Here is a 26,308-nt window from a genome sequence, read left to right on the forward strand (position 1 = left end):
ACACTAACTAACTGGGTCGCTAGCGCCGGTTTCGACCATGTTCGGTACGAGCGGCATCCGCGGCGAGTTCGGGACCGACGTGACGGCGGGGCTCGCGCTCCGCGTCGGCCGCGCCGTCGCCTCGGAGGGCTGCGAGCGCGTCGTCGTCGGGCGCGACCCGCGGAAGACCGGGCCCGTGCTCGTCGACGCCGTCTCCGCGGGGCTCCGGGAGTGTGGCGCCGACGTGGTGCGCGTCGGCGAGGTGCCGACGCCGACGGTCGCGCGGTCGGTCGAGTGGTACGACGCGGACGCCGGTATCGCGGTGACGGCGTCCCACAACCCGCCCGCGGACAACGGCCTGAAACTCTGGAGCGCGGACGGCTCTGCGGTCGTCGGCGACGAGCAGGCGGCCGTCGCGGAGCGACTGGAGCGAGACGACTTCCGCCCCCGGCGGTGGGGCGAAATCGGCGGTTCGCGGACGGTGGCGTCGGCGTACCGTCGCCACGTCGCCGCTATCGCTGACGCCGTCACGGTCGACCCGCCGCTCGCCGTCACCGTCGACGTGGGTCACGGGAGCGGCCGCCTCTCGGCGACCGCGCTCCGCAAACTCGGCTGCGAGGTGGAGACGATGAACGCGCTCCCGGACGGCTCGTTCCCGGCGCGCCCGAGCGAACCGACCGCCGAGAACTGCGAGCGCCTCCGGCGCGTCGTCGCGCAGACGGACGCCGACTTCGGGGTCGCCCACGACGGCGACGCGGACCGCGCGCTCGCCGTCACCGAGTCCGGGCGGTTCGTCTCCGGGGACGTGTTGCTCGCGCTGTTCGCGCGCCGAGAGGCCGGTCCGGGCGACCGAGTCGCGGTCCCAATCGACACGAGCGTCGCGGTGCGCGACGAACTCGCGGCGGTCGGCGCGTCCACGACGTTCACGAAGGTCGGGGACGGCCACGTCGCCGCGCGCACCGCCGACGACGACGTGGTGTTCGGCGGCGAGCCGAGCGGCGCGTGGATTTTCCCGGCCCTGTCGCGGTGCCCGGACGGCCCGCTCGCCGCCGCGAAACTCGCCGCGCTGGTCGCCGACCACGGCTCGCTGGACGCGCTCGTCGAGGACGTGAGCTCGGTGCCGATTCGCCGCGAGAGCGTGCGGACCGACGCGAAACGCGACGTCGTCGAGCGCGTGCGCGGCCTCGTCGCCGACCGGTACGCGAACGTCACGAGCGTCGACGGCGTCCGCGTCGACGAGGACGACGGCTGGTTCCTCGTGCGGGCCAGCGGTACCCAGCCTCTCGTCCGCGTCACCGCCGAGGCGCGGGACAGCGACCGGATGCGTGCGCTGTTCGACAGCGCCCGCGACCTGGTGTCGACGGCGGCGCGGTCGGTCGGCGCGGAGACCGAACTCGCCGGCTAGCCGGCAGGTAACAAGGCACTAGGTTCGCGTCGGAGGCGTGCGTATGCAAGCAGTGATTCTCGCGGCCGGCAGGGGACGACGCATGGCGCCGCTGTCGTCGGTCGCGCCGAAACCGATGCTACCGGTGGCCGACCGCCCGCTCGCGGCGCACGTCGCTGACGCGGCGGTCGCCGCGGGCGCCGACGAACTCGTGTTCGTGGTGGGATACGGCGCCGAACACGTCCGCGCGTACTTCGGCGACCGGTACGACGGCGTGCCCGTGGCGTACGCCGAACAGGAGACCCAGTCGGGCACCGCGGACGCGGTGCGCGCGGCCCGCGAGCGCCTCGACGGCCGGTTCGCGGTGCTGAACGGCGACAACGTCTTCGACGCCGCGAGCGTCAGCGAGTTGTTCGCGCACGACGCCGCGGTCGCCGCCCACCGGGTGCCCGACCCCTCCGAGTACGGCGTGCTCTCCACCGAGGACGGGGTGGCGACGGGCATCGTGGAGAAGCCCGACGACCCGCCGACCGACCTCGCGAACGCCGGCGCGTACGTCTTCCCCGAGTCGGCGCTCGACGACCTCGACGTCCCCGCGAGCGAGCGCGGCGAGCGCGAACTCACGGACGTCCTCGCGGCGGTCGTCGCGCGCCGCGACGTGGCGGTCGTCGCGACCGAGGAGTGGCGCGACGTGGCGCGACCGTCGGACCTGCTGGCGGCCAACGACCGCGCGCTCGAAGCGCTCGAACCGCGGACCGAGGCCGTCCCGCCGACGGCGACGGCGCGGGGGACGGTGCGGGTCGCGGACGGCGCCACCGTCGAACCGCGCGCCCGCCTCGACGGCCCCGTGTTCGTCGCGGACGGCGCGACCGTCGGACGGAACGCCGTCCTCGAGGGACCCGTCGTCGTCGGGCCGGGCGCGCGCATCGGCGCCGACGCGACCGTCTCCTCGGTCGTCCTCCTCGCGGACGCGGCGGTCGGCGCGGACGGGAGCGTCCGGGGTGCGGTCGTCGGTCCGGACTGTAGCGTGGCGACGGGCGCGCGACTCGCGGGCGTCTCCGGCGAGACGAGGACGAGCGCGGCCGCCGTCGTCGCCGCCGACGCGTCGCTCGGCGGCGGGCTCCGATACCGGTGAGGAGGGGGTGCGGACGGCCGTCGCGGACTACCGTTCCTGTTCGGCGCGCGACTCGACGTAGGAGCGATAGGAGACGGCGAGCGCCGCCACGAGGAACACGCCGACGGTCGCCGTCGCGACGGCGTGTGCGCTCGCCATCTGCGCCGCGAAGAACAGCACGGCGAACGCGACGTAGCCGCCGACGTGGGCCGTCGGGAACGCCACGTCCTCTTCCTCCTCGGCGTCCACGTTCAGGTACTCGTACAGCGGTTCGACGTTCGGGCCGGGGTCGATGCGGCCGCGGTCCTGGTTGAAGTCGACGACGCCCGCGTCGTCCATCTTCGGCAGGTGACACTGGTAGAGGCCGATGTAGACGCGTTTGCGCTGCTGGGCGTTCAACTGCTGGACCGTCGTGTCGTTCTCGATGGCGGCGATGTGCTCGGCGAGTTCGCCGATGGTGATGGTGTCTTCCGTCTCCCGGAGGTACTCCAGGACGAGCCGCCGTCGTCGGTTCTTCAGAATCTCGAAGGTGACGTCCAGCGGGAGTTCCTCCCGCTGGTCGTCTGCCTCCTCGTCGCCGTCGGTTGATGGCTGGGGGAGGCTGTCAGGTTCCCTCGCGACGGGCTCCGATGGCCCGGTGTCCGATTGACTCCCCGATTCTCCGCCTGTGTGGGTTCCCTCTAGCATCGTTGTGGTCTTCGTGTACCGCGTGTCGTTCGTTACCGATTCGCTTCCGTCAGACGCCCGTGTGTCACGCGTCATCTCGCGGGCGCCGTCCCCCCGCTCGGATTGCTGACTCGTCACAACCCCCGGTCCCGGGTGAGGACTTCCCCCGGTTTCGTGGACGCGCCCGCTGCGAGCGTGACGCCCGCGTCGAGGCACGTCCCGATGCCCAACTTCGCTCCCGCCCCGACGACCGCGCCGAACTTCCGACGGCCCGTGGACACCCGGTCGCCGTCGTGGGCGACCCGCACGGGTTCGTCGTCGTGTCGCAGGTTCGCAACCTGCGTGCCGGCCCCGAGATTCGCACCGGGGCCGACCACGCTGTCCCCCACGTAGGTGAGGTGTGGAGCGCGCGCGTCGTCGAGGAGGACGCTGTTTTTCACTTCCACCGCGTGACCGATTCGGACTTCCCGGCCCAGAAAGGTACGTCCTCTAACATAAGCGTTTGGTCCGACTCGAACACCCGGCGAGAGGTACGCTGGCCCCTCCACGACGCACCCGGACTCCACGACGGCGCCCGGTTCGACCACGACGTCCCCCCGAATCTCGGCCGACCCGTGGACATCGCCGCGGACCGAGCGGGACTGCTCGTCGAGGACGACGCCGTTCGCCTCCAGTAGGTTCCACGGGCGGCGCACGTCGAACCCGAACGGACAGTCAACGGGCTCGGGGTGTTCGAGCGCGTCCGCGAGTTTCGGGACGGACGCCGCCCGTCGCGCGCGCTCGACAGACACCGAGAACGCGAGCGGCGGGCGTTCGACGGCCTCGTCGCCCGTCCGGACTGCGGCCGCGGGCCGCGCCGCCGCGACGCGCCGAATCGTCTCGCCGGCCAGCACCGCCGTCGCGAGCGCCACGACCACGCGGTCGTCCGACTCGTGTCCGCGTGGTGATATTTTCCCCAGGTCGGCTGCGACCTCGTCCACGACGTCCGCCGCGGTTCCCCACTCGCTAACGTCGGCCGCGTCGGTCACGACCGCGAGTTCGTCCACGCCCGCGGCGACCATCGCGTCCGCGGCGCGCTCGACCGCGGGGGCGCCCGCAACCGGATACAGCGCCGCCGAACGCGCCGGTTCGACCCGGGGCGACAGTTCGCTCGGCGTCCACAGCACTCCCAACATGTCCGTCAATCAGACATCATTCGACGTGCTTAGTTACCCGTCGGCTACGCGGCGCTAAGCCCTTCCAAACAGCGAGTAACGGTTCGCACCGCGGGACACTCGACGCCGCGCCGGGTGGATGTTTCGGGGTAACGGCGGGGTGGGAGCCACCAACCGCCGAATAACAATGCCCGGATGAGCCGATTGGTGTACGTTACCTTGGACGGTAAGCGCGTCCAAAACCACAATGACCCCGAACACACCGAATCCCCGCACGGAACGGCCCCGGACGCGAAGCCACCAGCACCGGCCGCCACGGACGGCTCGCCGCCGTGCCCGCAACCCCCTCGGAGGGAACAGATGTGCGGAATAACGGCGTGCGTCGCCACCGACGACGTGGCCGACACGCTGCTCGCCGGCCTCCGGAACCTCGAGTACCGGGGGTACGACTCGGCGGGCGTCGCGACCCGGAACGGTGACGGCGTGACCGTCGTGAAACGCGAGGGCGGCATCGACGAACTCGCCGCGAAACTCGACGACGCCGACCCGTCCGGCCGCCTCGGCGTCGGGCACACGCGCTGGAGTACACACGGCGCGCCCACCGACGCCAACGCCCACCCGCACACCGACTGCGAGGGGCGGGTGGCCGTCGTCCACAACGGCATCATCGAGAACTACGCCGACCTCCGCTCGGAACTCGCGGCCCGCGGCCACGAACTCACGAGCGACACCGACACCGAAGTCGTCCCCCACCTCGTCGGCGAAGCGCTCGCCGACGGCGCGTCCCCGGAGGCGGCGTTCCGCGCCGCGGTCGAACGCCTCGACGGGAGTTACGCGCTGGCGATGGTCGCGGCCGGCGAGGAAGCCGTCTACGCGACGCGCAACGGCTCGCCGCTCATCCTCGGCGTCGACGACGGCCGGCGGTTCCTCGCGAGCGACGTGCCGTCGTTCCTCGAACACACGTCCCGCGTCGTCTACCTCGAAGACGGCGACGTGGTGCGCGTGACCGCCGACGACCACGAGATAACGGCCCTCGACGGTCGCCCGGTCGACCGGCCGGTCGAGTCCATCGACTGGCAGCCCGAGGACGCCGAACGCGACGGCTTCGACCACTACATGCTCAAGGAGATTCACGAGCAGCCGGCGGCCCTCGAACGCGCCGTCAGCGGTCGCATCACGGCCGACGGGCGCGTCCAGTTGGACGACTTCCCGCCGGGCGCGTTCGACGACGTGGGAAACGTCCACCTGATAGCCTGCGGGACGTCCTACCACGCGTCGCTGTACGCGCGACAGCTGTTCACCGAGCGCGGCGTCCCCGCCCACGTGTTCAGCGCGGGCGAGTACGCGACGACGCCCGCGCCCGTCGACGACGACACGCTCGTCGTCGCGGTGACCCAGAGCGGCGAGACCGCGGACACGCTCGCGTCGCTCCGGAACGCCGCCGACCGCGGCGCGCGCACGCTCGCGGTGACGAACGTCGTGGGTTCGACGGCCGCCCGCGAGTGCGACGACGCGCTGTTCATCCGCGCCGGCCCCGAAATCGGCGTGGCGGCGACGAAGACGTTCTCCTCGCAGGTCGCGGCGCTGACGCTGCTCGCCGAACGCCTCACCGAGGACGTCACCGGGTCGCCGGGCGACGACCGCGCCGACGTGTTGCGCGCGCTCGAACGACTCCCGAGCGACGTCCAGCAGGTCTTAGACCAGTCCAACCCCGAGCAGTTGGCCGCCCGGTACCGGGACCGCGACGGCCACTTCTTCATCGGGCGCGGCGTCGCGTTCCCGGTCGCGCTGGAGGGCGCGCTGAAGTTCAAGGAGATAACGTACGAACACGCCGAGGGGTTCGCCGCCGGCGAACTCAAACACGGCCCGCTCGCGCTCGTCACCCCGAACACGCCCGTCTTCGCGGTGTTCTCCGGGCGCCACGACGAGAAGACGCTGAACAACGTCGAGGAGGTGCGGACGAGGGGCGCGCCCGTCGTCGGCGTCGCCAGCGAGGAGGCGACCGACGTCGTCGACGCCGTCGACGAGTTCCTGCCGATTCCCGACACCCACCCGGTCGCCGCGGGCGTGCTCGCGAACGTCCAACTGCAGTTGGTGTCCTACCACGTCGCGGACCTGCTCGGGCGCTCCATCGACAAACCGCGGAACCTCGCGAAGAGCGTGACCGTAGAGTGACCGTACCACCACCACCACGATGCGAACACCACGGCTCGACGCCCGCCCCGAACGCGGCCGCCGCCCCGACCGGCAGTCGGCCGGCCGGCCGCCGCGGCGAGCCCGCGACGACAGAACGGTGACAGCCCACGGACCCACAGATGTCCAACCAAGAACGCGAATCGTTGAGTCAGGGGGAAGTGTACGACCTCCTGAGCAACGCTCGACGGCGCTTCGTCATCTCCTACCTCAGGGAGCGCGACGAACCGGTGGAACTCAGCGACCTGTCCCGCGAGGTGGCCGCGTGGGAGAACGAGACGGCGGTCGAGAACCTCACCGACCAGCAGGTCAAACGCGTCTACGTCTCGCTCTACCAGACCCACGTGCCGAAACTCGACGACTCCGGCATCGTGGACTACGACCAGGACTCCGGCGAGGTGCGACTCACGTCCAGCGTCGCCGAACTGGACACGTACCTGCCGGAGCGAGACGACGAACGAGTGCCGTGGCAGTTGGTGTACGCCGGCATCGCGGGCGTCGGGCTGCTGGCGTACGTGTTCGTGTTGGCGTTCCCCGGTCTCGTCGGGGGCGTCACGACGACTGCCGTCGGCGTCGCGGTCATCGTCGCGTTCGGCGTCGCGGCGGCAGCGCACTACCTGACCGGGAGGGAACTATGATTCGACACTCACGGAGGCGGCCATGACGCCGGACTGGGACGTGGTCGGCTACGTCATCAGTTCGGAGCACCGCACGAAGGTACTGGGACGGCTGGCCGAGGGGCCGGCGACGCCCACGCAGATAGCCAGCGACGTCGACCTGTCGGTGACCCACGTCTCGCGGGCGCTGAGCTCGCTCCGGGAGCGCGAACTCGTCGAGTTGCTCGTGCCCGAGGACCGACGGAAGGGCCGCGTCTACGGCATCACCGACCTCGGCGGCGAGACCTGGGAGACCATCCAAGCGAAAGACCTCACGAAGTGACGGCGGAAAAACGGGGTGGGGGAGCGTGGTGGCTCCAGTCGGGGGCAGGGTCGGGGAGTCGCGCTCCGGGGGAGACGCGGAACGGTCGTCCTCCCCACTCTGTGTGTCTGGTGCCACCCCCTTTGTTAAGCGGGGCGTGCGCCGTTAGGTAGCGAGAACCACGACCGCGTTTCTGGCGGCGACGGCGACGTGAACGACCGCGGGGAGTCCGTACCCGAGGACGCGGACGACGCGGTCGGCGTTCGGCGGCGGGTCGAGCCACCGGTCCACCGCGAGAATCGTGGCTTCGGTGACGGCGACGACCGCGACGACCACGAGGACGCTCGCGAGCAGGAGCGCCGCGGGCACGCCGTACGCGTGAATCGCCGCGGCGACGACGGGGTTCGCTTCGCGGACGTCGGCCACCCACCGGAGCCCGGCGTACGTGGTCGCGGCGTCGGCGAACTTCGACGCCGCGAGGAGGGCGACGAGGCCGGTTCGCGTCCCGAGTGCGTCGGTCGCAGACATCGACCGACAGTCCGCCTCGTCGCCGGTTTGTTATGGCCCGAGTTCCGCGCGCACCGCTCGAAATCAGTCGTTTCGACGGGGATAGGCGTTCGATAACAAAGGCTCCGGGCGTCGCTGGTGGGGGCATGGCACAGCGACAACCGACACTCGGCGAGTGCCCGGACTGCGAGGCTGCCGTGCCGGAGGGCGCGTTGCTCATCCGGTACCGCCGGAACGGCTGGCCCGCGGTGTTCGCCGAGTGCCCCGACTGCGGTGGCGTCGTCCGGCCGACCTGACCGCGACCGGAAGCCGCGGCATAACGAAACACGTGGCGGTGGACGATTCGCTCGCCATGCGCTTGAAACTGCTCGCCACCACCGTCCTGGTGGGCGTTGCACTGGTAGCCGGACTGTTCGTCGAACGACGCACGCGACCCGACCTCGCGGACGAGTACGCCGACTGACCGAGCCGCGGGCCGCGAGTGCGCGAGCGCCGCCGGCGCGGACGTGTCGGCTCGCTTCGACGTCCCCGCGAGTACGCCCGGACTGCCCGCCTGTTCGGCGGCGTAACTGATTTCTATCCACTCGCACTCGACGCCCGCGGAGACCGCCTGAGACCCCTCAATTCGCCCCTCGTAACGGGGTACGACGAGGGAATATTCGTCGGTCTTAGGACCCGGATACTGCTGTTATTGGTGTTATTACAATACTTACGAGGGGTCAAAGCGAGTGCGATGGCACACCAGATAACCGAGTCGGACAAGCAGCGGATGAAGCGGTTCGCGGCGACGCCGAAGTACCAGCGCGGCCCGCACCTCCTCGAACCGGAGGCCGAGGACGGCGACGAGTAGAGCAGTCGGTAACGTGGTACAAACGGGGTGAGGCGACTCGCGTGTGCCGCCACACCCGCGGTTCCCTCCTCTTTTACTTCCTGTACGCGGCGGGTAGCGCGCGCCTCACTCACCGACCACTGTCTCGACGCGGACGACCGTCGCGAACTCGCCGTCGAGGTGTGCGAGCGCACTCCGGTGGACCTCCTCGGCGGGGATGGTGTCGCCGTCGAACGTCCGGTCGAAGGTGGCCGTGGCGTCCCGCGCGAGCGTCACCTCGTAGCCGCGGTTCTCCGCCATCCGCGTGGTCGTGGAGACGCAGTGGTCGGTGGTCAGCCCGCAGACGACGAGCGCGTCGACGCCGCGCTCGGCGAGCCACGAGTCGAGGCCGGTGCCGACGAACGCGCCGTTGACCGACTTCACGACCTCGTGCTCGTCGCCGGCGGGTTCGAGGTCGTCGCGGTACGCGAACCCGGGTTCGCCCCGCTGCAGCGGCGAGTCCGGTTCGGTGGAGTCGTGGCGGACGTGGACGACGGGCGCGTCGGCGGCCCGCCACGCCGCGAGCAGGTCGCCGGCGCGCGCTTCGGCGTCGGGGTTGTTGCGTTCGCCCCACGCCGGGTCGTCGAACCCCCGCTGGAAGTCGACGAGGACGAGCGCCGTCGCCGGCGTCGGTCCGTCAGTCATCGGCCTCGCGGGGCGCGCCCGCCACGGGGTCGACGCCCGCGGTCGCCTTCGGGTGGTCGCGCGTGAACGTCACCGGACACTCGTCGGGCGCCTGCGCGTCGTCCTCGCGGAACATGTACTGGGGCCACTCGCGGTCGCCGTCCACGCCCCAGTCCCCGAGGTCGGCGTGCGGGCAGACGCCGTCGTACTCCTCCATCCGGCCCTGGATGGTCTCGCGGGCGCGCTGGCCGGCGTCGGTGTCCGCGGTGATGCCGTCGAACAACTGCCGGGGCTGGAACGTGATTTCCAGGCCCACCGGACAGTACCGCGAGTACCGGCCGTGCTCGTCGTAGAACGGCGCGCGACACGTCGGGAACATCGGTTCGCCGCCGAAGCAGAACTCCCACTCCGGGTCGTCCGTCTCCGTCGGAATGTCCGCGGGCCACGGCTCGGGGTCGTGGACGTGCAGGAAGTTCAGGACGTGCCAGAGCGCCTCGTGGTAGTCGACCTCCTCGAAGTCGCGCTCGGGCGGCGCGAAGAACGTCACGAGCGACGCCCGGCCCTCGCGGTCCCGGTAGACGTCGAGGTACTCCAGTAGCGCGTCCCTAAACCGGAGGAGCGCGTCCGGGTCGGTGAGCGACGGGACGACCGCGTACAGCGGTTCGCCGTTGGCCACCGACTCCGCGCCGAAGAAACACGGGAACGGCTCGCCGTCGCGCTCCCCGGTCACTCCCTCGCGGAACGTCTCCCAGTGTCGGTCCGCCCACGCCGGATAGTCGCCGGCTTCGACGCGCTCGGCCAGCGTCGACTGGTCGACCAGGGCCCCCAACTCCGGCTCGTTCATGCGCCGAACTCGGGGCGTAGCGAAATTAGGCGTTCCGGTCGCACCGGGAGCGCGGACGGGGGCGAACTCACCTCGGGTGAGAGCGCGACGCCGTCACTCGCGGCGCGTTCACCGCCTCTCGACGGCGGTTCTCGGAGACCGATAATCGCAGACGCCGGTTTAGGTGGCGGGACGAACGTGTTCGTATAGAGCGGTGCTGCGGGCCGCGTCGTCGACCGACGCCAGCGTTTTGGTCCGCGGTACCGACACACACGACTGGACTGCACCGAACTGCGAACGCCCACCCACCAACCCCACACCATGGTAGACCCAGTCCTCGCGAGTCGACTCCAGTTCGCGCTCACCACCATCGTCCACATCATCTTCCCCGTCGTCAGCATGGGGCTCGCTCCCTTCCTCGTCTACTTCACGTACAAGGACATCCGGAGCGACGACCCCGTCTACGAGCAACTGCGGCGGTTCTGGACGAAGATATTCGCGGTGAGTTTCGTCGTCGGCACCGTCACCGGCATCGTCCTCGAGTTCGAGTTCGGCACCAACTTCGCCGCGTTCTCCGCGTTCGCCGGCGAACTGTTCGGCGGCCCGCTGGCCATCGAGGGCATGATGGCGTTCATGCTCGAAGCCACGTTCCTCGGCGTGTTCGTGTTCGGGCGCGAGCGCGTCGGCGACAAACTCTACTTCGTCTCCAGCGTCGCCGTCGGCCTCGGCACGTGGCTGTCAGCGGTCTGGATTCTCGTCGCGAACTCCTGGATGCAGACGCCGCGGGGCTACGAACTCGCACGGGAGGGCGGGCAGACCATCGTCCACCTCAGCGACCCCATCGCCGCCTACGCCAACCCCCGGTTCCCGTGGATGTTCGTCCACATGCAGAACGCCGCCGTCGAGTCCGTCGCGCTGCTGATGTCGGGCATCGCGGCGTACTACGTCTTCCGACACCACGTCTGGGGATACCCCGTCGAACACCCGCGCTTCTGGCAGAAGACGCTCAAAATTGCGCTCGTCGTCCTCCTGATTACGGCCCCCTTCCAAGTCATTCACGGCGACGCCTACGGCCGCCACGTCGCCGAGACCCAACCCCAGAAGTTCGCCGCGATGGAGGCCGTCTGGGAGACCGACTCCTACGTCCCCGAGTACATCGTCGCGTTCCCGACGAGCGTCGACCAACTGCTCGACCCGCGCGCGAAGGAACTGTTCGGCATCGGCATCCCCGGCGGGGCGTCGTGGCTCGCGAGCGGCGGCGACCCGAACGCGGAGATACGCGGGCTGAACTCCTTCGAGACGGAGGCGCCACCGGTCGCCATCGTGTTCTGGGCGTTCCGCGCGATGGTCGGCCTGGGGTTCTGGTTCGTCCTGTTGGCGTTCTGGGCGGGCTACCGGTGGCGGACCGGCGACCTCTACGAGGACGGCCTGCTCCACAAGGCCCTGATGGGGTCGTCCTTACTCGGCATCCTCGCCGTCGAACTCGGGTGGATTGTCACCGAGGTGGGGCGCCAGCCGTGGGTCGTACAGGGCGTGTTGAAGACCAGCGAGGGCGTCTCCCCCGGCCTCACGGGCAGCGAGGCGACGCTGACGCTCGCCGGGTTCGCCGCGGTCTACCTCGGGCTGCTGTCGCTGTACACGTACGTAATCACGCGAATCGTGCGCGCCGGCCCGCCGGGCGGCGACGAACTGCGGACGCCCGAACCCCGGGACGCGACCGACGGCGCGGAGGTGGCCGTCGATGACTGAGCCGTTCCTCGCGGGCGGCCCGCTGTTCGGCCTGCCGCTCCCGGAACTGTGGTTCGCGCTCCTCTTTGCCATCCTCGGTACCTTCCTGTTCCTCGACGGCTTCGACTTCGGCGCCGGCGTCCTGTTCGGCCTGCGCGAGGGCGACGAGGACCGGGAGACGATTCTCGCCGCCATCGGGCCGTTCTGGGACGGTAACGAGGTGTGGCTCGTCGTCTTCGGCGGCGCGCTGTTCGCCGCCTTCCCCACCGTCTACGCCGCGCTGTTCAGCCGCCACTACCTGCTGATGTTCGCCATCCTCGGCGCGCTCATCCTCCGCGGCCTCGCGCCCGAGATGTACGAACAGCGCCACGACGACGCGTGGCAGCGCTGGTGGGGGCGGTCGTTCGTCGCCGGGAGCGCGCTCTCGCCGTTCCTCCTCGGCGCGTTCGTCGGGAACTGGGTCGCCGGCGCCGGCCGGTCGCTCACGCTCTCCGGCGTCGTCGTCGGCGCCACCGTCGTCGCGCTCGCGGTCGTCTCCGGCGTCGCGTTCCTCCGGGTGAAGGCCCGCGGCGCGCTCCGCGAGGAGATTCGCACCTACGGCGAGGGCGCCGTCGTCGCGTACCTCGTCGGCGTCGTCGCTTCTCTGGGCGTGCTCTCGCTCGCCGCCGACCGCGTCGCCGACGCCGTCGCGACGCTCCCGGTCCTCGCGCTCGTCGTCGCGTCAGTCGCGCTCGCCGCGGGGTACGTCGCCGCGCTCCGCGCCGACCGCGACCACCTCGCGCTCGCCGCGAGCGCCGCGATGACCTACGGTCTCGTCGCCGTCGTCGCGCTCCTGCTCTACCCCGGCATCGACCCCGCGGGCGGCCACACCGTCGACTCCGCGATAATCTCGACGCTCCCGCTGAACCTCATGTCCGTCGGCGCGGCGATTCTGCTCCCGCTCGTCGCGTCGTACTTCGTCGTCCTCTACAGCGCGTTCAGCGGCCCCGCGGAACCCACGGAGGGGTACTGATGGCGGAGTCGAACCCCCTCCTGTTCTCCCGAATCGTCGTGACGTGGCTCGAACTCGTCGTCGTCGGGTTCGCGGGCGCGGCGCTCGGCGGCGCGACCAGCGGGCCCGTCCAGTTGGTCGTCTACCTCGCGACGACGCTCGCGTCGGTGGCCGTCCTCGTCTACAACGTCGACCGGTTGGTGCGGGCGCGCGTCGCGGCGGCGTAGTGTGGGCCGATAGCCGGTTACCGGGAACTCACTCCCACAGTTACGGTGGTCGACGTTCCAGGGTGAGACATGTCCGAACCGTTCGTCGTGGTCGGCGGGGACGCCGCCGGCCTGAGCGCCGCCAGCAAGTACCGACGCGAGAACCCCGACGGCGACGTCATCGTCTTCGAGAAGGGCGACTGGGTGTCGTACGCGCAGTGCGGGATGCCGTACTTCGTGAAAGGCGAGGTCGACTCCATCACCGACCTGCTGTCGTTGAAACCCGACCAGGCCGAAGAGCGCGGCATCGACCTGCGGCGGCGTCACGAAGTGCTGTCGGTGAACCCCGACGAGCAGACCGTCACCGTGCGAAACGAGGACGGGACGTTCGAGCAGGCGTACGGCGACCTCCTGATTGCGACCGGCGCGCGCGCCGTCTCGGACCCGATTCCGGGCACCGACCTGTCGGGCGCGTTCACGCTCCACAGCATGGACGACACCGCCGCGCTGCGCGCGTTCCTCGTGGACGAGGCCGAGGCCGAGGAAATCGCGAGCGTCGAGTACGTCGACGGCGACTACGTCCGCGGGTTCGGCGCGCGCGACCCGCCGGAGACGGCGGCCATCGTCGGCGGCGGCTACGTCGGCGTGGAGATGGCCGAAGCCTTCAGCGCCCACGGCCTCGACGTCCACCTGTTCCAGCGCCCCGACCGCCTGCTCGAACCGTTCGGCGAGGCGGTCGCCGAGGAAGTCGCGGACGCCCTCCGGGACGCCGGCGTCACGCTCCACCTCGACATGGAAGTGAAGCGACTCGCCGGCGACGGCGGCCGCCTCACCGGCGTCGAGTGCGCGAACACGCGCCTCGACGCGGACGTGGCGGTGGTCGGCATCGGCGTCGCACCGAACACCGACCTCCTCTCGGACACCGACGTCGAACTCGGCGACAGCGGCGCCATCGCAATCGACGACCACGGGCGCACGAACCGCGAACACGTCTACGCCGCGGGCGACTGCGCGGAGATGCGCCACGCCGTGACCGGCGAACCCGACTGGACGCCCCTCGGCCTCACCGCGAACCGCGCCGGGCGCGCAATCGGGCAGACGGTCGCCGGCGACCCCGAACCAGTCGGCGACATCGCGGGGACGGCGGTCGTGAAGGCGTTCGACGAGGAGTGCGGGCGAACCGGGATTCTGGACCACGAGCGCGCTCGCGACGCCGGCTTCGACCCCGTCTCGGAGACGGTCACTGCCGGGTCGCGGTCGGGCTACTACCCCGGGAATGCGGAAACCACAGTCACGCTCACCGCCGACCGCGAGACCGGGCGCCTGCTCGGCGGGAGCATCGTCGGCACCGACCGCGCCGCCATCCGCATCGACACCGTCGCCACCGCGCTCGAAGCCGGTATGACCGTCGCCGAGGTCGAACGCCTCGACCTGGCGTACGCGCCGCCGTTCAGCCCCGTCTGGGACCCCGTGCTCGTCGCCGCGAAGGTGCTGCGCGGCAGCCTCGACTGACTCGGTCGCCGTCCGTCGCTGACGAGAAAACCGCGAGAACTAGTGTTCGAGGCCCGAGAGCAGGGCATCGACCTTCTCCTGCTCGCCGTCGAGGCGCTGCGGGTAGATGGCGACCGCGACCACGAAGTCGCCGTCGTGTTTGACCTTCGTGACGTGGACGTAGACGTCCACCGACTGCCCGCCCGAGAGCGTCGCGGTGCCCTCGAACTTCGTCACGTCCGCCGTCTGGTTCAGCGTCCCCACCTCTCGGGTGCCGACCGAGTCGCCGATGGAGAGGCCGCTGTACTGCTGTTGGGCGAGGGAGGCGAGTTCGCGGTCCGAGTAGTCCTTGATGGGGTTGAAGGTCTGCCCGAGCACGCTCACCTCGGGGCTGGCGAACGCGCCGAACACCGCCGCCCGGCGCTCACCGAGTACGGGCACGTCGACGGTGCGCTCGTACATCGCCACCCAGTTCGTGACGGTGACGTTCTTCGACTGGCCGGCCGCCGAGAACGTGCGCGTGACCTCCGAACTGTTCACCGCCGCCTCCTCGTACTCCGTCTGCTGGAGCGCGTCGTCGCCGACGGTCGCCTTCGACGCCGAGAACGTGATGGGGCCGCTGAGGAACCCGAGACACCCGCTCGTCGCCACGAGCGCGGCGAAGACCACCGCGACGGTCACACGTCTGTCCATACCCGTCGAATCGACCGGACGCCGATAAGTGTAGTGGCCGCCGGTCAGCGCCGGAACGTCGCGCCGTCGTCCGTGTCCTCGACGGTCACGCCGAGCGCTTCGAGGCGGTCGCGGAGGTCGTCGGCGCGCTCGTAGTTCCCCGCCTCGCGTTCCTCCTCGCGAACGTCTAAGACGAGTTCGACGAGTTCGTCCGCGAGCGCCACGTCGCCGCCCGCCTCGCCGTCGCCGAACTGGAAGCCGAGGACGCCGCCGCCCAGTTCCTCGAACGCCTCGATGGCGTCCACGAGGCCGCGGTAGTCGAAGCGCTCGGCCTCGTCCACGTGACGGTTCACGGCGGTGGCGAGTTCGAGGAGCGCGGACACCGCGCCGCGCGCGTTGAAGTCGTCGTTCATCGACGCCGCGAACTCCCGCCGGGCGTTCTCGACGGCGTCCCGCAGGTCGTCGTCCGCGACCTTCGCGTACGCCTCGGAACTGTCGGCGGCCTCGACGGCGCGGTCGTACGCGCGCTCGAGGCGCTCCCAGCGCTCCTCGGCCTCCGAAATCGTCGCCTCGGAGTACGTCTGTCGCTGCGTGTAGGACGTCGAGACGAGGAACATCCGCACCACGTTCGCGCCGAACGCCTCGATGGCGTTCTTCACGGTGAAGAAGTTCCCGAGACTCGAACTCATCTTCTCGCCCTCGGTTTCGAGGAGGCGGACGTGGAGCCAGTACTTGGCGAACGGTTCGCCCGCCGCCGCCTCGCTCTGCGCGATTTCGTTCTCGTGGTGGGGGAACACGAGGTCCTGCCCGCCGACGTGGACGTCGATGTGGTCGTCGAGGTGCGTCGTCGCCATCGCCGAGCACTCGATGTGCCAGCCCGGACGCCCCTCGCCCCACGGCGACGCCCACGTCTGCCCGCACTCGTGGTCGATGGGCGGCAGGCTCTCGTCGCGGTGTTCGTTCGCGTCGTCAGCCGAGACGCCGCCCGCCTTCCAGAGCGCGAAGTCCGCCGGGTGGCGCTTCTCGGACTGCTCGTCTTCGGCGCCCTGTGCCTCCATCTCCTCGACGCGCTGGCCCGAGAGCTTCCCGTAGTCCTCGAAGCGCGTCACGTCGAAGTACACCGAGCCGTTTGACTCGTAGGCGTACCCCTTCTCGACGAGCGTCTCCACGAGGTCGATGATTTCGGGGACGTGCTCGGAGACGCGAGGGTAGACGTCCGCCCGCGCGAGGTTCAGGTCCCGCATGTCCTCGATGACTGACTCGATGAAGTGCGTCGCCACCTCGCCCTCCGTCTCGCCGAAATCGTCCTCGCCGGTGCGCGCGACGATTTTCTCGTTCACGTCCGTGAAGTTCTGGACGTGGCGCACGCCGTAGCCGACGTGCGAGAGCCACCGCGCCATCACGTCCGACTGCACCCAGAGGCGAGCGTGCCCGAGGTGGGCGTCGTCGGAGACCGTCAGGCCACACGTGTACACGAGCACGTCGTCGGGGTCGCGTGGCTCGAAGGGCTCTCGCTCGCCGGAGAGGGTGTTCGACACGTAGAGCGTCATTCACCGGAGGTACGCGCGCCAGCGCTTCAAAGCGTCGGAACGAGCGACGCTCGCTCGGTCAGTCGCCGCCCGCCCTGGGCACGGCCACGACGGCGTCCTCTACGATTCGGAGCGCGTCCGCCGCCGCCCGCCGCGTCACCACGACGGCAAGCGTCTCGCCCGCGACGCCCGCCGCCACCGGGTCGACGCCCGCGGCGTGCAGGCGTTCGAGCGCGAACGCGAGCGACCGCGAGTCCACGTCGCCACTCGCCAACAGCGCCGTCAGGTCGCCCTCGCCGGGCGCGAACCCCGTGCCCGCCACCGCCAGCAGGCCGTCCTCGCTCTCCCCGAGGCCGGACTGCATCGAGACGTGCGCGCTCCGGTCGCCCGCCGCGAACGCCGGCAGTTCCTCGCCGTACCGGCGAATCGCCGCGGCGACCGCGTCCTCGTCCCCGGCAACGTCGACGAAGCGCGCGGCGGCGGCGTGATTCACCACGCCCGCGCGGAGCGCGCGCCGCAGGAACGGGTGGTCGTCGACCGCCGCTCGTGTCTCTCCGGCAACACTCATACCACCTCCTCGGGGCGGGGGTGGCTTAAATCTCAGCGCGTGCGACAGACGACCGGCGTTTAAATCCCCGTGGGCTGAAAGGCGGGTGTGAGCGAGGACAGCGTCCCGACGGCAGTGCTCTCGTTGCTCGACGACGAGCACGCGCGAGCCATCCTCGCAGCGGCAAGCACGGAACCCATGTCCGCCAGCCAACTGAGCGAGGCCTGCGACGCGTCGACGGCGACGGTGTACCGCAGAATCGACGACCTGACCGAACTCGACCTCCTCGAAGAATCCATCAACGTACGCTCGGACGGGAACCACCACCGCGTCTACCGCGCGACCCTCCAGCGATTCACGCTCGAACTCGAAGACGGCGAATTCGCCACCGAGGTCGAGTGCGAGTCCGAGGACGTCGCCGACCGATTCACGCGCATGTGGGAGGGACTATGAACGCCTGGTATCTCGCCATCCTCGCGGTGTCGCTGGTGTCGACGGCCGTCGGCCTCTTCGTCGGCTATCAGGCCTACCGGGGGTTCCGGCGCCACCAGTCGCGGGCGATGCAGTACCTCTCGGTGGGACTCATCCTCCTGACTGCGGTGACCAACACCACCGCGTTCGTCGGGTCCGCGCTCCTCCGGTACGACGTCATCGACGGCGCGCTCCAGTTGCCGTTCACGCTCGGCGTGCGCGTCCTCCAGTTCGCCGGCCTCGTCTGCATCGCGTACTCGCTGTACCGGCGGCCCTGAGCCCGCGCCCGCGACTCGACTACTCGCAGGCGACGGACTCGGCGACAGCGAGCAGTTCCTCCTTCGAGAGGTCGCTGGCGGCTATCGAGTACTGGCTCTCCTCGCAGCTCCACGTCAGCAGTTTCGTCCGGCCCGTCGTCAGGTAGTTCCCCTCGCGTCCGGCGACCGTGACGTTCTCGCCGCTCGACAGGCCCGTGCCGTTCGTCACGTACGCCATCTTGCTCACGCGGAGCGTCGCGCCGTCCTCGCCCTCGTAGTGGAGGCCGACCTGCGAGGCGTTCCCGGGGTAGTGCTGGCCGCGAACGAACGCGTAGCCCTCGGGCACGTCCGGGTCGGGGACCGCGATGTCGACCGCCTCGCGGAGCGCCTCGGGGGTGTCGTAGGTCTCCGCCGAGACGTTCAGCGTCTCGACGGACGCGTTCTCCGGCGGTTCGAAGTCGAAGATGCCGCCGGGGAGGTCGGCGTTGAACGTGACGTTCTCGACGCGGGACTCGACCTCGATTGTCCGGTCGTTCAGCGTCGCCCGGACGTGGGTCTTCAGGGGGTAGTAGAACTCGGCGTCGAGCCACACCGTCCGGTTCGAGGTGAGCGCGGCGTCGGTCGTCGGCGTCATCCGGAACCCGTGGGCGGTCCGGTCGGCGATAGTGTCCGTGCCAAGGTACTCGACGCGGTAGCCGCCGATGTCCTCGGTCGGCACCGACGACCCCTGTCTGGCCGGGAGGACCGGGAGCGGCGAGACGCCGGTTTCGGGGTCGACAGTGCCGTTCTCTCGCGCCGCGGCGACGATGCTCGCGTAGTACGCACTCCGGTCGACGGACGACGTGGCCGTTCGCGGAATCAGCGTGGCGTTGTTCGCCGCGTCGTCGTAGATGACCGTCGTCGTCTCGTTCGCTATCACGAGATTCCCGGCGCGGGACTCGGGCGAGAGCACGCGCTGGCGCTGCCGGACGGGGTCGCCGAACGCGGCGTACAGGTGGCTCCGCGTGCGGTTCGTCGTGTTGCCGAACGTCGACACGGAGACCTGCGTGGCCTCCATCGTCTCCAGTTCGGCGAACTCGGCTTCGACGTCCTCGTTGGGAACGTCGGCGCCGCTGCCGCCGCCGAGCGTCCCGATGGCGTTACAGCCACTGGTGACGAGGAGGGCGGCGACCGCGACGGCGAGGAGGGGACGGCGACTCATGACGCCTCCAACGTGTGGGGCAAAGAAGATAAAACGGGCGAAAAGCGCCGGTTTTCGGGCCGCATTGCTCCCGCAAACGCCGCCCGTCCCGAAGTCACTAAGGCCGCGTCGTCCCAACGTCGGGGTATGCAAGCGCTGGTCATCGTCGGGCACGGCTCGCACCTCAATCCGGGCTCCTCGGACCCCGCGTTCGCGCACGCCGACACCATCCGCGAGGCGGGCGCGTTCGACGAGGTGCGGGAGGCGTTCTGGAAGGAGGAACCGTCGTTCCGCGAGGTCCTGCGGACCCTCGAATCCGACGAGGTGTACGTCGTCCCGCTGTTCATCTCGGAGGGCTACTTCACCGAGCAGGTTATCCCGCGGGAGCTCCGCCTCGACGACTGGGACCCCGAGAACTGGGACTCGGACGGCACGGACGCCGACCACGTCACGCTCGACGCCGCGGACGTGGAGAAGACGGTCCACTACTGCGGGCCGGTCGGCACCCACGACTCGATGAGCGACGTCATCGTCCAGCGCGCGAAGTCGATTACGGGAGACGAGGACGTGGGCGAGGTCGACGAGTCGGACTCGTCGGCTCGTCAGACGGAGTCTGACGGTGGGTTCGGCCTCGCCGTCGTCGGCCACGGCACGGAGCGCAACGAGAACTCCGCGAAGGCCATCCACTACCACGCCGACCGCATCCGCGAGATGGGGCGCTTCGACGAGGTGCAGGCCGTCTTCATGGACGAGGACCCCGAGGTGGACGACGTGACCGACTTCTTCGAGAGCGAGGACATCGTCGTCGTCCCGCTGTTCGTCGCGGACGGCTTCCACACGCAGGAGGACATCCCCGAGGACATGGGGCTGACCGACGATTACCGGGACGGCTACCCCGTTCCCGGCGAGGTGGACGGCCACCGCATCTGGTACTCGGGCGCCGTCGGCACCGAACCGCTCGTCGCGGACGTAATCTTGGAGCGCGCCGAGGACGCCGGCGCGCCCGTCCACGACGCCGTCGAGGCCGTGCGAGAGAAGACCGGCGGCGCGGACGCGGCCGCGGGGGACTGATGTCGGTCGCCGACGCACTCGCCGACGCCGCCGACGCCGGCATCGACTTCGACGGCCTCACCGTGGAACCGTACCGCGACGCCTACCGCTGGCAGACGCCCGACGGCGAGGCGGTCGTCACCGAAGCCGAACTCCGGGAGCGCGCGGACAGCCCGTATGCGACGAACTGGCACTACTGGGAGCGCGTCGTGGAGGGCCACGACACCGCGCGGCGCGCGTTCCTCCGGTGGCTCGAAGGCGACGGCGAGCACGCCGTCCCCGAGCGCTACGACCACCTCCGGGGCGGCCACACGCGACACTGGGGCGAACTCGCGGTGACCGTCGTCCTGAGCGAGGACGGCCAGCGGCGCTACGAGGTCCGCCACGAGGACGACCTCGGAGCGGACGTCGACGCCTACACCGACCCGCTGGAGGCGCGCCAGTTGGTGAAACACGACGACGACGGGCGCTACCGGCCGCTGTCGACGGCGCCGACGCTCCCGACCGGGTGGGCGTTCGTCGACCTCGACGGGAGCGACCTCGTGCAGACCGTCGAGTACGTCTACCCGGCGACGGTCGCGAACTGGCACCGAGAGCGCGAGGGCGACCTCGACGTCGACCACTGGGAGGACGCCGCCGGCCGACAGTCCGGCATCTACGAAATCGTCCAGCAGTTAGACGGCGACGCCCTGGAGTGGGCGGCCGAGGCCTGCTGTGTCGACTCCCAGTGCCTGAAGCGCCGCGAGTGGGACGAGAGCGAGGACGAGGAACTCGACGTGCCCCGCGGCGACGGCGAGTTCCCGTGCCGGGAGCCGTGCTCGCTGTTTATCGCGGCCGCGCGCAAGTTCACGACGCTCGAACGCGAGGAGACTCGCGAGTACACCTTCGAGTTGACGCCCGAGGAGAAAGAACAAGTCGAGGACATCGTCGACGCCGTCGCGGACGGCCGCACCGACGAGATTCGGGAGGCGGACGTCTACGAGGGCGCGAACCGCTACCGGGCGCGGTTCCTGCGCGCCAAGCGCATGGACGAACACGGCCTCTCGGGGACGCCGACGTACCCCGAAGACCACGAGTAGAGAACGGGCGCGCGCAGCGCACTCCGGCGGGCTACGCGTACAACACGTAGGCCGCCGCCGCGACGCCCGCGAGTAGGCCGAACGCGCCGACGAACACCGCGACGCCGTCCGAGACGGCGAGCGCGAGCGCGGCCGCGACGACCACGGCGACGCCCGCGCCGACCGCCGGCCACGCCACCTCGCCAGCCGAGGATTCGGATTCGACTTCGACCTGCTGTTTCTCCGAGAGCGTCTCGTCGACCGCTACGTCGGGGCCGCCGTCCTTCCGCTCGGCCGTGACGGTGACGTTCACGCGCGCCTCCTCGGCGCCGTAGCCCGTCACGAGGTCGACGTACCCCTTCGTCGGCGCGTGGTCCGGCGGAATCACCACCTCGACGCGACGCGTCTCGCCCTCGTCGACGTAAATCTGTGTCTGCTCCGGGCGCGCCACCTTTGCGAGCGCGTCGTCCAAGTGGAGGTGGACGTGGAGCGGGCCGCCGTGGTTCTCGAACGCCAGCACGAACGAGCGGTCGGTCTCCAGTCGCGCCGCTTCCGGCGCTACCTCACGTGGCTGGTCGCGGTTGAGGTGGACGGCGAGACGCTCCGGCACGCTCGGTGGATGGAACCGGGGTTAGAAAAAGGTTCGTGGCGTGATACGGCGCGGTCAGGCCGGCGCGTCCTCTCGCATGTCCGGGGGCAGGAGGTTCGGGATGCCGTCCTCGATTGGGTACGTCTCGCCGCACTCCGTACACGTCAGCGTTCCCGACATGACCTCGTCGTCCTCGCGGGACTCGACGTCGAGTTCGAGGTCGTGTTTGTCCAGCGGACAGCAGACGATGTCCATGAGGTCTTCTTTCATGTACGGAGCGTGGACGGCGGCAATCAAAAGCGTGCGGGTTCCGCGCGCGGCCCGCTACTCGAAGGGGTTCTGTCGGACGACGGACTCCTCGCGGCCCGGCCCGACGCCGAGCACGTACGCGGGCGCGTCGAGTTCATCCTCGACGTACTCCACGTAGTCGCGTGCGGCCTCGGGGAGGGCGTCGTAGCCCTCCGCGGCGACCGTCTCGGGGTCGAACTCCTCCCAGCCCTCGAAGGTCCGGAAGACGGGGTCGCAGTCGCCCCAGCGCTCGGTGGTCGCGGGCATCGAGTAGACCGTCTCGCCGTCGAGTTCGTAGGCGTGCCCGACTTTCACCTCGTCCAGGCCGGCGAGCACGTCGAGGTGGTTGAGAGCGAGGCCGGTGAAGCCGTTGGCGCGCGCGGAGTGGCGGAGCATCGGCATGTCCAGCCAGCCGACGCGTCGCGGGCGGCCGGTGACGGTGCCGTACTCGCCGCCCTCCTCGCGGATGTACGTCGCCAGTTCCTCGTTGTCGCCCTCGCCCTGCTCGTCGTAGTCCGGCGTGTCGCCGACGACGCCGCCGAGTTCGGTCGGCATCGGGCCGCTGCCGACGCGCGTCAGGTAGCCCTTCACAATGCCGAGTACCTCGCCGCCGCCGACGACGCCGGGGCTCAGGCCGGTGCCCGTCGCGGCGCCGCCCGCGGTCGGGTTCGAGGACGTGACGTAGGGGTAGTTCCCGTGGTCGATGTCGATGATGGTGCCCTGTGCGCCCTCGAACATCACCTCGTCGCCGTCGTCGAGACGGTCGGCGAGGTAGTTCCCGGCGTCCACGGTCATGTCCTCGTCGGCGAGGCGTTCGCCGTAGCGCGCGTACTGCTCGTGGAGGGCGTCGACGTCGAACGCGTCGCCGGTCTCCACGCCGAAGACATCCTCGGCGAGGCGGCGCTTCTGTGGCACGACGTACTCCAGTTTCTCCCGGAGGGTGTCGGTGTCGAGTAGGTCCGCGACGCGGAGGCCTCGGCGACCGGCCTTGTCCTCGTAGGTCGGCCCGATGCCGCGGCCGGTCGTCCCGACCTCCTGGTCGGACTCGCTTTTGACGTCTTCCTCGATGCCGTCGAGGACGCGGTGGTAGGGGAGGATGACGTGAGCGCGCTTCGCGACTCTCACGTCGGGGTCGAGGCCGCGCTCGCGGAGCGCGTCGATTTCCTCGAACAGCGTCTCGGGGTTGACGACACAGCCGTTGCCGAGGACGCCGGTCTTCCCGCGGACGGCGCCGGAGGGGACCAGCGACAGTTTGTACTCTTCGCCGTCGGCCACGACGGTGTGGCCGGCGTTGTCGCCGCCCTGGTAGCGGGCGACGACGTCAGCGGCGTCGCCGAAGATGTCGACGACGCCACCCTTCCCTTCGTCGCCGAGTTGCGCGCCGACGATTGTGACGGTCATACGACTGCGTTCCACCGTCGGGGTGAAACCGGTTACGGTCTCACCGGGGAATATGGGCACGCACGTGTGTAGGTGCGGAAGTTAATCTGCCGTTAATTGGACGAACGCGGGTGTTGTCCGGGAGTCTGACTGCATCACAAGCGTTAATTGTTACCACTCGCAACTTACGAGGGCGCGTCTTCTCGTCCGTCCGGTGTGATAACCTTTAAAACCCCGCCAAGACAAGTTAACAAATGCCATGATAGACCGGCTTGAGAAGGAAGTCGACATGCTGGAACGACATCTCCAGGTCCTCCGCATGGTCATCGAGAACGAACCTATCGGCATCGTGAAGATGTCCAACGAAACCGGCTACCCCCACCACAAGGTCCGGTACTCCCTCCGCGTGCTCGAAGAGGAGAACCTCATCGAGCCGTCCAGTCAGGGAGCCATCACGACCGAGCGCACCGACGAGTTCGTCGAAGAACTCGACGGCAAGGTCGACGAAATCGTCGACAAGATGGAGTCGATGAAAATCGACGCGACCGCGGAAGCCGACTAACCTACAGTTCCGGCACCGTGAGGTGGAAGGCGTCGCTCCGGTCTTCCACGAGACACAGGTGATAGCCCGCTTTCCGAGCGACTTTCACGTAACTCTCCTTGTCGCTGCGACTCAGGAAGCCGCCGCCACCCGTCTCCTCGGCGGCGGTTTCGAGGGCCGGCGGCTCGAAGAACGACGCGGTCACGTAGACCGCCGCGCCGAGGTCGTCGCTCCCCTCGCGGACGCCCGTTGCGGCGTCCACGAGTGACTGCATCTCGTCCCCGGTGACGGGCTCCCGCTCGGCGTTCAACTCCGCCACGACGAGCGGGTTCCCCATCCGGTCCCGGAGCACGACGTCGAACGTCTCGGCGACGGCGCCGTCCTCGGTTTCGACTTCGACGGTGCCGTCCAACTCCGCGCGGTCGACGTCCGGGATGGCGTCGTAGAGGTCAGCCAGTCCCGACTGGTGCCCGGAGTCCCGAATCTCGTACGGGAGTTCGCGGACCGCCCACGACACGAACCGGTAGGCCGCCGTGTCCGCGAGGAACGACTCGAAGGACTCGCCGTCCACGGTCGCCCGCGACGCCTCGAACTGCGTGTGGTGGTCGATGCGCAGATTCTGGTTTACCTCCTCGCGGTTCGTCGACCCGTCCAGTTCGTCCAGCGTCGGCTTCCCCTTCGAGTCGTAGCGCACGAAGAGGTTCGTACCCGACAGCGCCTCGCTCCGGTCGAGTTCGAGGTCGCCGTCGGGCTGGTCGGCCTCGACGGCCGCCAGTTCCGCCTCCAGTTCGTCCACGCGGGACTGAAGTTCGTCGCGCTCGCGCTCTACCTCCTCGACGGTCTCCCGGAGGTCGTCGCGTTCGCCCTCCAGCGTCGCGAGTCGCTCCTTGGTCTCCTCCAGTTTCGCGTCCCGCCGCTTCACCGCCTGCTTCAGCTTCTCGACGGTCGAACGCGGCTTCCCCGACGACGACTGCTGGTCGGCGTTCGCGGAACGCTTCGAGCGGGACTGCGTCGACCGCTTGCGTTGCGTGCGCTTGGACTGTTCGCTCCGCGACGGCGCGTTCGACGACGACCCGCTCGCCGCCTCGGTGCCGCCGTCGCTCGTCGCGCTCTTCTCGGGGTCGAGTGTCGGCACCGAGCGCGCGTTCTGCCACTCCTGTTCCTCGTCGAACGCGCGCCCCTCCGGTGACTCGTCGCCACCGGCGTCGCCGCCAGCCGACCCCGACGGCGCCTCGACGGTCGTCTCGCCGGTGTCCGCGTCGCCGGTGCTCGCCGCCGTTGCCCCGGCGGCCGCCGTGTCTGTAGTGGACGACGACGCGGCGCCGGTTCCGGAACTGCTCGGCGACTGGTCCGTCGCCGACGTCGCTTCCGTGCGCGACTCGCCGCCGGTCGACTGCTCGGTCGCGGGCGACGACTCGGCCGCCGCCGGGCTGTCGTCGCTCGCGGCCGCACCACCGGCGGCCGCCGCACCCGCGGCCGCACCACCGGCGGCCGCCGCACCCGCGGCCGCGTCGGTGGGCTCGCCCTCGCTCTCGTCTTCGTCCTCGACTTCGGGGAGCGCCGTGACGTTCACCGGCGTCTTCATGACCTCGTAGACGCCGACCTCGTCGTCCGCGCGCTCGAACGCCTCGTCGCCCGTTATCAGTTCCTCGCTCGTTCCGACGAACGCCGCGCTCATCGACCGGCCGCCGTAGTAGACGACGTAGTAATCCCCGGAGAGGACGTTCTCCGAGAGTTCGACGTAGCCCGTGAAGTTCGCACTGGAGAGGGTGTCGTCGGCCTCCGACAGCGGCGTGTCGTTCGAGTAGTACTTCGCTTGCGTCTGTCCGCCTCGCTCCTGCATCGAGAACAGGAGCGCGACGGACGGGTCCGGTGCCTCGTACACCGTCCCGTCGGCGTCCTCGAAGTCCTCGATGTCGCCCTCGAAGACGCCGATGACGCGGCCGTTCAACACGAACAACCACGTTCCGTCGGCGACGACCGCGCCCGAGAAGTTAGCGTCCGCGAGGTCGTGGAGTTCGCGGAAGCCACCCGAGAACGGCCGGGAGTCCCACGACTCCACCCGCTCGACCGTGTGTGCCTGCATACTGCGCGGAACGC

The 26,308-nt window shown here is 69.9% G+C and carries 29 protein-coding genes; 16 read left to right on the top strand and 13 right to left on the bottom strand.

All coding sequences use genetic code 11. From position 1 onward, the window contains the following. The first annotated feature begins 37 nt into the window (after positions 1-37). The gene (glmM, locus tag LT972_RS06670) at positions 38-1,384 is read left to right on the top strand and encodes a phosphoglucosamine mutase (protein WP_232572418.1); all 1,347 of its coding nucleotides are present in this window, start codon (positions 38-40) and stop codon (positions 1,382-1,384) included. 43 nt (positions 1,385-1,427) lie between these two features. Further along, entirely contained in the window at positions 1,428-2,498 is a 1,071-nt protein-coding gene (gene glmU, locus LT972_RS06675; protein ID WP_232572419.1) for a bifunctional sugar-1-phosphate nucleotidylyltransferase/acetyltransferase, read from the top strand. A 27-nt stretch (positions 2,499-2,525) separates the two neighbouring features. On the opposite strand, the gene LT972_RS06680 is transcribed toward glmU, so the two are convergent. Together LT972_RS06680 and LT972_RS06685 are read right to left on the bottom strand one after the other, a co-directional pair. Next, entirely contained in the window at positions 2,526-3,164 is a 639-nt protein-coding gene (locus tag LT972_RS06680) for a DUF7344 domain-containing protein (RefSeq protein WP_232572420.1), read from the bottom strand. Between the two features lie 113 nt (positions 3,165-3,277). After that, positions 3,278-4,318, bottom strand: a complete 1,041-nt coding sequence (locus tag LT972_RS06685) for a glucose-1-phosphate thymidylyltransferase (RefSeq protein ID WP_232572421.1) — start codon at positions 4,316-4,318, stop codon at positions 3,278-3,280. 339 nt (positions 4,319-4,657) lie between these two features. Between LT972_RS06685 and glmS the strand changes: the two genes are divergently transcribed. The 3 genes from glmS to LT972_RS06700 all read left to right on the top strand — a co-directional run bounded on the left by glmS (position 4,658) and on the right by LT972_RS06700 (position 7,429). Further along, positions 4,658-6,472: a glutamine--fructose-6-phosphate transaminase (isomerizing) gene (gene glmS / locus LT972_RS06690; protein ID WP_232572422.1), complete on the top strand. Its 1,815-nt coding sequence runs from the start codon at positions 4,658-4,660 to the stop codon at positions 6,470-6,472. Between the two features lie 140 nt (positions 6,473-6,612). Then, entirely contained in the window at positions 6,613-7,128 is a 516-nt protein-coding gene (locus LT972_RS06695; protein WP_232572423.1) for a DUF7344 domain-containing protein, read from the top strand. Positions 7,129-7,150: 22 nt separating this feature from the next. Then, positions 7,151-7,429: a winged helix-turn-helix domain-containing protein gene (locus tag LT972_RS06700; protein WP_232572424.1), complete on the top strand. Its 279-nt coding sequence runs from the start codon at positions 7,151-7,153 to the stop codon at positions 7,427-7,429. 144 nt (positions 7,430-7,573) lie between these two features. On the opposite strand, the gene LT972_RS06705 is transcribed toward LT972_RS06700, so the two are convergent. Then, entirely contained in the window at positions 7,574-7,936 is a 363-nt protein-coding gene (locus LT972_RS06705; protein WP_232572425.1) for a hypothetical protein, read from the bottom strand. A 125-nt stretch (positions 7,937-8,061) separates the two neighbouring features. Between LT972_RS06705 and LT972_RS06710 the strand changes: the two genes are divergently transcribed. Next, positions 8,062-8,211, top strand: a complete 150-nt coding sequence (locus tag LT972_RS06710; protein WP_232572426.1) for a DUF7837 family putative zinc-binding protein — start codon at positions 8,062-8,064, stop codon at positions 8,209-8,211. 32 nt (positions 8,212-8,243) lie between these two features. After that, on the top strand, positions 8,244-8,378 hold the full coding sequence (locus tag LT972_RS14865; protein WP_269780550.1) for a hypothetical protein: 135 nt from the start codon (positions 8,244-8,246) through the stop codon (positions 8,376-8,378). A 492-nt stretch (positions 8,379-8,870) separates the two neighbouring features. On the opposite strand, the gene LT972_RS06715 is transcribed toward LT972_RS14865, so the two are convergent. Further along, a complete protein-coding gene (locus LT972_RS06715; protein WP_232572427.1) occupies positions 8,871-9,428 on the bottom strand; it encodes a cysteine hydrolase family protein in 558 nt (185 codons plus the stop codon). Continuing rightward, positions 9,421-10,251, bottom strand: a complete 831-nt coding sequence (locus LT972_RS06720) for a YqcI/YcgG family protein (RefSeq protein WP_232572428.1) — start codon at positions 10,249-10,251, stop codon at positions 9,421-9,423. Before LT972_RS06720 ends, LT972_RS06715 begins: the two co-directional genes overlap by 8 nt. 300 nt (positions 10,252-10,551) lie before the next feature. Here LT972_RS06720 and LT972_RS06725 point away from each other — a divergent pair, with 300 nt between their 5' ends. The 4 genes from LT972_RS06725 to LT972_RS06740 all read left to right on the top strand — a co-directional run bounded on the left by LT972_RS06725 (position 10,552) and on the right by LT972_RS06740 (position 14,667). After that, positions 10,552-11,979, top strand: a complete 1,428-nt coding sequence (locus tag LT972_RS06725; protein ID WP_232572429.1) for a cytochrome ubiquinol oxidase subunit I — start codon at positions 10,552-10,554, stop codon at positions 11,977-11,979. Continuing rightward, entirely contained in the window at positions 11,972-12,970 is a 999-nt protein-coding gene (locus LT972_RS06730; RefSeq protein WP_232572430.1) for a cytochrome d ubiquinol oxidase subunit II, read from the top strand. The genes LT972_RS06725 and LT972_RS06730 overlap by 8 nt, the downstream gene beginning before the upstream one ends. Then, positions 12,970-13,176, top strand: a complete 207-nt coding sequence (locus LT972_RS06735; protein WP_232572431.1) for a hypothetical protein — start codon at positions 12,970-12,972, stop codon at positions 13,174-13,176. The genes LT972_RS06730 and LT972_RS06735 overlap by 1 nt, the downstream gene beginning before the upstream one ends. A 69-nt stretch (positions 13,177-13,245) precedes the next feature. Beyond that, complete coding sequence (locus LT972_RS06740; RefSeq protein ID WP_232572432.1) at positions 13,246-14,667, top strand: FAD-dependent oxidoreductase; 1,422 nt, start codon at positions 13,246-13,248, stop codon at positions 14,665-14,667. 39 nt (positions 14,668-14,706) lie between these two features. On the opposite strand, the gene LT972_RS06745 is transcribed toward LT972_RS06740, so the two are convergent. From LT972_RS06745 to LT972_RS06755, 3 genes are read right to left on the bottom strand one after another with little or no spacing between them, the layout of a single operon-like run. Then, a complete protein-coding gene (locus LT972_RS06745) occupies positions 14,707-15,339 on the bottom strand; it encodes a DUF6517 family protein (RefSeq protein WP_232572433.1) in 633 nt (210 codons plus the stop codon). 44 nt (positions 15,340-15,383) lie between these two features. Next, the gene (gene cysS / locus LT972_RS06750; RefSeq protein ID WP_232572434.1) at positions 15,384-16,868 is read right to left on the bottom strand and encodes a cysteine--tRNA ligase; all 1,485 of its coding nucleotides are present in this window, start codon (positions 16,866-16,868) and stop codon (positions 15,384-15,386) included. A 58-nt stretch (positions 16,869-16,926) separates the two neighbouring features. Further along, positions 16,927-17,415, bottom strand: coding sequence for a DUF7523 family protein (locus LT972_RS06755; RefSeq protein ID WP_232572435.1), 489 nt, complete (start codon positions 17,413-17,415; stop codon positions 16,927-16,929). Positions 17,416-17,502: 87 nt separating this feature from the next. On the opposite strand from LT972_RS06755, the gene LT972_RS06760 reads away from it, so the two are divergent. Next, positions 17,503-17,847, top strand: a complete 345-nt coding sequence (locus LT972_RS06760) for an ArsR/SmtB family transcription factor (RefSeq protein WP_232572436.1) — start codon at positions 17,503-17,505, stop codon at positions 17,845-17,847. Next, positions 17,844-18,143: a DUF7521 family protein gene (locus LT972_RS06765; protein ID WP_232572437.1), complete on the top strand. Its 300-nt coding sequence runs from the start codon at positions 17,844-17,846 to the stop codon at positions 18,141-18,143. The genes LT972_RS06760 and LT972_RS06765 overlap by 4 nt, the downstream gene beginning before the upstream one ends. 19 nt (positions 18,144-18,162) lie before the next feature. Here the strand turns inward: LT972_RS06765 and LT972_RS06770 are convergent, their stop codons facing one another. Continuing rightward, on the bottom strand, positions 18,163-19,323 hold the full coding sequence (locus LT972_RS06770) for a DUF4367 domain-containing protein (protein ID WP_232572438.1): 1,161 nt from the start codon (positions 19,321-19,323) through the stop codon (positions 18,163-18,165). 126 nt (positions 19,324-19,449) lie between these two features. Between LT972_RS06770 and LT972_RS06775 the strand changes: the two genes are divergently transcribed. Both LT972_RS06775 and LT972_RS06780 read left to right on the top strand, forming a co-directional pair. Next, positions 19,450-20,373: a CbiX/SirB N-terminal domain-containing protein gene (locus LT972_RS06775; protein ID WP_232572439.1), complete on the top strand. Its 924-nt coding sequence runs from the start codon at positions 19,450-19,452 to the stop codon at positions 20,371-20,373. Continuing rightward, entirely contained in the window at positions 20,373-21,431 is a 1,059-nt protein-coding gene (locus tag LT972_RS06780; protein WP_232572440.1) for a DR2241 family protein, read from the top strand. The genes LT972_RS06775 and LT972_RS06780 overlap by 1 nt, the downstream gene beginning before the upstream one ends. 31 nt (positions 21,432-21,462) lie before the next feature. Here the strand turns inward: LT972_RS06780 and LT972_RS06785 are convergent, their stop codons facing one another. From LT972_RS06785 to LT972_RS06795, 3 genes are read right to left on the bottom strand one after another with little or no spacing between them, the layout of a single operon-like run. Beyond that, entirely contained in the window at positions 21,463-22,020 is a 558-nt protein-coding gene (locus LT972_RS06785) for a DUF7524 family protein (RefSeq protein WP_232572441.1), read from the bottom strand. A 54-nt stretch (positions 22,021-22,074) separates the two neighbouring features. Continuing rightward, a complete protein-coding gene (locus LT972_RS06790) occupies positions 22,075-22,269 on the bottom strand; it encodes a methytransferase partner Trm112 (protein ID WP_232572442.1) in 195 nt (64 codons plus the stop codon). Positions 22,270-22,323: 54 nt separating this feature from the next. Next, positions 22,324-23,688, bottom strand: a complete 1,365-nt coding sequence (locus LT972_RS06795; protein ID WP_232572443.1) for an adenylosuccinate synthase — start codon at positions 23,686-23,688, stop codon at positions 22,324-22,326. A gap of 238 nt (positions 23,689-23,926) precedes the next feature. Here LT972_RS06795 and LT972_RS06800 point away from each other — a divergent pair, with 238 nt between their 5' ends. Further along, positions 23,927-24,229, top strand: a complete 303-nt coding sequence (locus LT972_RS06800) for a hypothetical protein (protein WP_232572444.1) — start codon at positions 23,927-23,929, stop codon at positions 24,227-24,229. Between the two features lies 1 nt (position 24,230). On the opposite strand, the gene LT972_RS06805 is transcribed toward LT972_RS06800, so the two are convergent. Then, entirely contained in the window at positions 24,231-26,294 is a 2,064-nt protein-coding gene (locus LT972_RS06805) for a DUF7527 domain-containing protein (protein WP_232572445.1), read from the bottom strand. Between the last annotated feature and the right edge of the window lie 14 nt (positions 26,295-26,308).

The sequence above is a fragment of the Halobacterium litoreum genome (assembly GCF_021233415.1).
Taxonomy (GTDB): domain Archaea; phylum Halobacteriota; class Halobacteria; order Halobacteriales; family Halobacteriaceae; genus Halobacterium; species Halobacterium litoreum.

Excerpts from the sequence above, each read along its gene's own strand:
- glmM (WP_232572418.1), top strand. The coding sequence starts at position 38 with ATGTTCGGTACGAGCGGCATCCGCGGCGAGTTCGGGACCGACGTGACG.
- glmU (WP_232572419.1), top strand. The coding sequence starts at position 1,428 with ATGCAAGCAGTGATTCTCGCGGCCGGCAGGGGACGACGCATGGCGCCG.
- LT972_RS06680 (WP_232572420.1), bottom strand. The coding sequence starts at position 3,164 with ATGCTAGAGGGAACCCACACAGGCGGAGAATCGGGGAGTCAATCGGAC.
- LT972_RS06685 (WP_232572421.1), bottom strand. The coding sequence starts at position 4,318 with ATGTTGGGAGTGCTGTGGACGCCGAGCGAACTGTCGCCCCGGGTCGAA.
- glmS (WP_232572422.1), top strand. The coding sequence starts at position 4,658 with ATGTGCGGAATAACGGCGTGCGTCGCCACCGACGACGTGGCCGACACG.
- LT972_RS06695 (WP_232572423.1), top strand. The coding sequence starts at position 6,613 with ATGTCCAACCAAGAACGCGAATCGTTGAGTCAGGGGGAAGTGTACGAC.
- LT972_RS06700 (WP_232572424.1), top strand. The coding sequence starts at position 7,151 with ATGACGCCGGACTGGGACGTGGTCGGCTACGTCATCAGTTCGGAGCAC.
- LT972_RS06705 (WP_232572425.1), bottom strand. The coding sequence starts at position 7,936 with ATGTCTGCGACCGACGCACTCGGGACGCGAACCGGCCTCGTCGCCCTC.
- LT972_RS06710 (WP_232572426.1), top strand. The coding sequence starts at position 8,062 with ATGGCACAGCGACAACCGACACTCGGCGAGTGCCCGGACTGCGAGGCT.
- LT972_RS06715 (WP_232572427.1), bottom strand. The coding sequence starts at position 9,428 with ATGACTGACGGACCGACGCCGGCGACGGCGCTCGTCCTCGTCGACTTC.
- LT972_RS06720 (WP_232572428.1), bottom strand. The coding sequence starts at position 10,251 with ATGAACGAGCCGGAGTTGGGGGCCCTGGTCGACCAGTCGACGCTGGCC.
- LT972_RS06725 (WP_232572429.1), top strand. The coding sequence starts at position 10,552 with ATGGTAGACCCAGTCCTCGCGAGTCGACTCCAGTTCGCGCTCACCACC.
- LT972_RS06730 (WP_232572430.1), top strand. The coding sequence starts at position 11,972 with ATGACTGAGCCGTTCCTCGCGGGCGGCCCGCTGTTCGGCCTGCCGCTC.
- LT972_RS06735 (WP_232572431.1), top strand. The coding sequence starts at position 12,970 with ATGGCGGAGTCGAACCCCCTCCTGTTCTCCCGAATCGTCGTGACGTGG.
- LT972_RS06740 (WP_232572432.1), top strand. The coding sequence starts at position 13,246 with ATGTCCGAACCGTTCGTCGTGGTCGGCGGGGACGCCGCCGGCCTGAGC.
- LT972_RS06745 (WP_232572433.1), bottom strand. The coding sequence starts at position 15,339 with ATGGACAGACGTGTGACCGTCGCGGTGGTCTTCGCCGCGCTCGTGGCG.
- cysS (WP_232572434.1), bottom strand. The coding sequence starts at position 16,868 with ATGACGCTCTACGTGTCGAACACCCTCTCCGGCGAGCGAGAGCCCTTC.
- LT972_RS06755 (WP_232572435.1), bottom strand. The coding sequence starts at position 17,415 with ATGAGTGTTGCCGGAGAGACACGAGCGGCGGTCGACGACCACCCGTTC.
- LT972_RS06765 (WP_232572437.1), top strand. The coding sequence starts at position 17,844 with ATGAACGCCTGGTATCTCGCCATCCTCGCGGTGTCGCTGGTGTCGACG.
- LT972_RS06770 (WP_232572438.1), bottom strand. The coding sequence starts at position 19,323 with ATGAGTCGCCGTCCCCTCCTCGCCGTCGCGGTCGCCGCCCTCCTCGTC.
- LT972_RS06775 (WP_232572439.1), top strand. The coding sequence starts at position 19,450 with ATGCAAGCGCTGGTCATCGTCGGGCACGGCTCGCACCTCAATCCGGGC.
- LT972_RS06780 (WP_232572440.1), top strand. The coding sequence starts at position 20,373 with ATGTCGGTCGCCGACGCACTCGCCGACGCCGCCGACGCCGGCATCGAC.
- LT972_RS06790 (WP_232572442.1), bottom strand. The coding sequence starts at position 22,269 with ATGAAAGAAGACCTCATGGACATCGTCTGCTGTCCGCTGGACAAACAC.
- LT972_RS06795 (WP_232572443.1), bottom strand. The coding sequence starts at position 23,688 with ATGACCGTCACAATCGTCGGCGCGCAACTCGGCGACGAAGGGAAGGGT.
- LT972_RS06800 (WP_232572444.1), top strand. The coding sequence starts at position 23,927 with ATGATAGACCGGCTTGAGAAGGAAGTCGACATGCTGGAACGACATCTC.
- LT972_RS06805 (WP_232572445.1), bottom strand. The coding sequence starts at position 26,294 with ATGCAGGCACACACGGTCGAGCGGGTGGAGTCGTGGGACTCCCGGCCG.